Genomic DNA, 2,037 nt, shown 5'->3' on the forward strand with positions numbered 1-2,037 from the left:
GACGAGGTCATTCCTCGTCCGGGGCCGCCCGCGTTCGGTGCGAGGGTCCGTCAGGCCCCTCGGTCAGTCGGTGGTGCGGGTCTCAGCAGGGGCCGTTGTCGGTCCAGACGCCCCACTGGCCGCTCTGGCTCGGGTCGTCGCCCTTGGTCCACCACTTGTTGGTGTAGTAGTGGCCCTTCCACGAGACCTTGGTGCCGCCGGCCGCGTAGGTGGTGTTCGCGTCCCAGCTCGGGGCGGCCGGGCAGGAGGCCGGCGTGGTCGGGGTGCCGGTCGGGGTCCCGGTCGGCGTGCCCGTGGGGGTCCCGGTCGGGGTGCCGGTCGGCGTGCCGGTGGGGGTGCCGGTCGAGGTCGGGGTCGGCGTGCCGGTCGGCGGGGCCGGGCAGGCGGACGCGGAGCCGTTGGTGGCGCTCACCATCTTGTCGAACAGGGCGGTCTTGGTGCCCAGGTCGTACAGCGAGAAGGCGAAGGCGCCGCCGAGGCCGTTGCAGTGCGCGTAGTCGAGCTTGGCCTGGATCGACTTGGCGTCCTCACCGCTCCAGAAGGTGTTGCCGTCGTAGAAGTACGTGGCCTGGGCCGCGTCGTCCCAGAAGGTCTTGGACGGGTTGTCGACGAAGCCCGCGAGCTCCTTGAACATCTGGATGCCGGGGACGTTGCCGGACATCGCCGCGCCGGCCGCCGGCTGGGTGGCGGGCTGGTACAGGCCGTGCGTGCCGTTGTCCTTCACGCCGGTCCAGCCGCGGTAGTAGAACGGCACACCCATGTTGATCTTGTTGGCGGGGAAGCCGCCGGGGATGCCGTACTCCTTGTCGCCGACCGTCCACGCCTTGATGGCGTTGTCGATGGAGTACTTGCCGTTGCCCGGCTTGGCCGGGGTCGACGGGTCGTCCGGGGTCGAGTAGAGCGCGGCCTGGTGGTTGGTCGGCCCCTGGGCGTCCCAGCCGCCGTGCATGTCGTAGGTCATGACGTCGAGGAAGGTCAGGTACTGAGCGATCTTGTCGGTCTCGACGTTCATGATCTTGTCCTGGCCGGCGCCGACCGCCGCCGCCAGGGCATAGGTCTTCTTGTCGGCCGCGCCCTGCGCGTCCAGCTGGGTGCGGAACTCCTTCAGCAGCGCGGTGAAGTTCTGCTTGTCCGCGGGGCTGGAGATGTTGCCGGTGTGGCCGCCGCCGCCCGGGTACTCCCAGTCGATGTCGATGCCGTCGAAGACGCCGGCCGCCGAGCCCGGGCCGCCGAAGCCGGCGTCGGCGGGCAGGTTGCCCTTGATGAACATGTCGATGCAGGACGACACCAGGTGCTTGCGCGAGGCGTCCGTGGCGGAGGCCGGCGAGAAGTACTTGGAGTAGGTCCAACCGCCCAGCGAGAGCAGGACCTTGAGGTTCGGGTTCTTCGCCTTCAGCTTCTTCAGCTGGTTGAAGTTGCCCGCGATCGGCTGGTTCCAGACGTCGCCGACGCCGTCGACCGAGATGTCCGCGCCGAAGCTCTTCTGGTAGTCGGCGAACGCGTCGGCGGCGCCGTCACCCGCGTTGGGGTTGTTGTCGTTCGTGTCCGCGGCCTTGGTGGCCTCGAAACACCCCAGGTCGGTCGGGTGGATGTTGGCGAAGTCGTAGATCAGGTAGTCCAGCTTCCCGGCGACGCCGGGGTCCTGGATCGTCTTGGGGTAGTACGCGTTCGCGTAGACCGACCACTGGTCGTAGTAGGCGACCTTGATGCCGCCGCTGGTGGCGGGCGCGCCGGTGGAGTTGGTGGTCGCGGCGTTGGCCGCGGCGCCGCCGGTCAGCGCGAGACCGGCGCCGAGCAGCAGGGAGGCGGTGGTGCCGGCCGCGATGGCGGCCAGGCTCTTGGGACGGCGTCGGCGGCCGCCCTGCGGAGCCGGGGTCCCGGCCCTTTCAATGCGTGAGCGCAGCATGGGTGCGTGACTCCTGGTTGTGGGGGTACCCGCCGTCCCGGGGGCGCGCGTCCGGGGTGGGGCCGGACGACCGGGACATGACAGGCATGGGTGGGGAATCGAGCGGATCAGACCATGACGGACTACCGGCA

1 protein-coding gene is annotated in these 2,037 nt (G+C 69.7%); it reads right to left on the reverse strand.

Annotation, left to right across the window (positions count from 1 at the left end):
* Window positions 1-82: 82 nt before the first annotated feature.
* Window positions 83-1,906, reverse strand: coding sequence for a glycosyl hydrolase family 18 protein (locus ACFU7Z_RS39035; RefSeq protein ID WP_380782905.1), 1,824 nt, complete (start codon window positions 1,904-1,906; stop codon window positions 83-85).
* Window positions 1,907-2,037: the final 131 nt, after the last annotated feature.

The sequence above is a fragment of the Kitasatospora sp. NPDC057518 genome, assembly GCF_042802075.1.
GTDB lineage: Bacteria > Actinomycetota > Actinomycetes > Streptomycetales > Streptomycetaceae > Kitasatospora.

What these genes read in the sequence shown, in the direction of transcription:
- ACFU7Z_RS39035 (WP_380782905.1), bottom strand. Translation starts at nt 1,906, where the DNA reads ATGCTGCGCTCACGCATTGAAAGGGCCGGGACCCCGGCTCCGCAGGGC.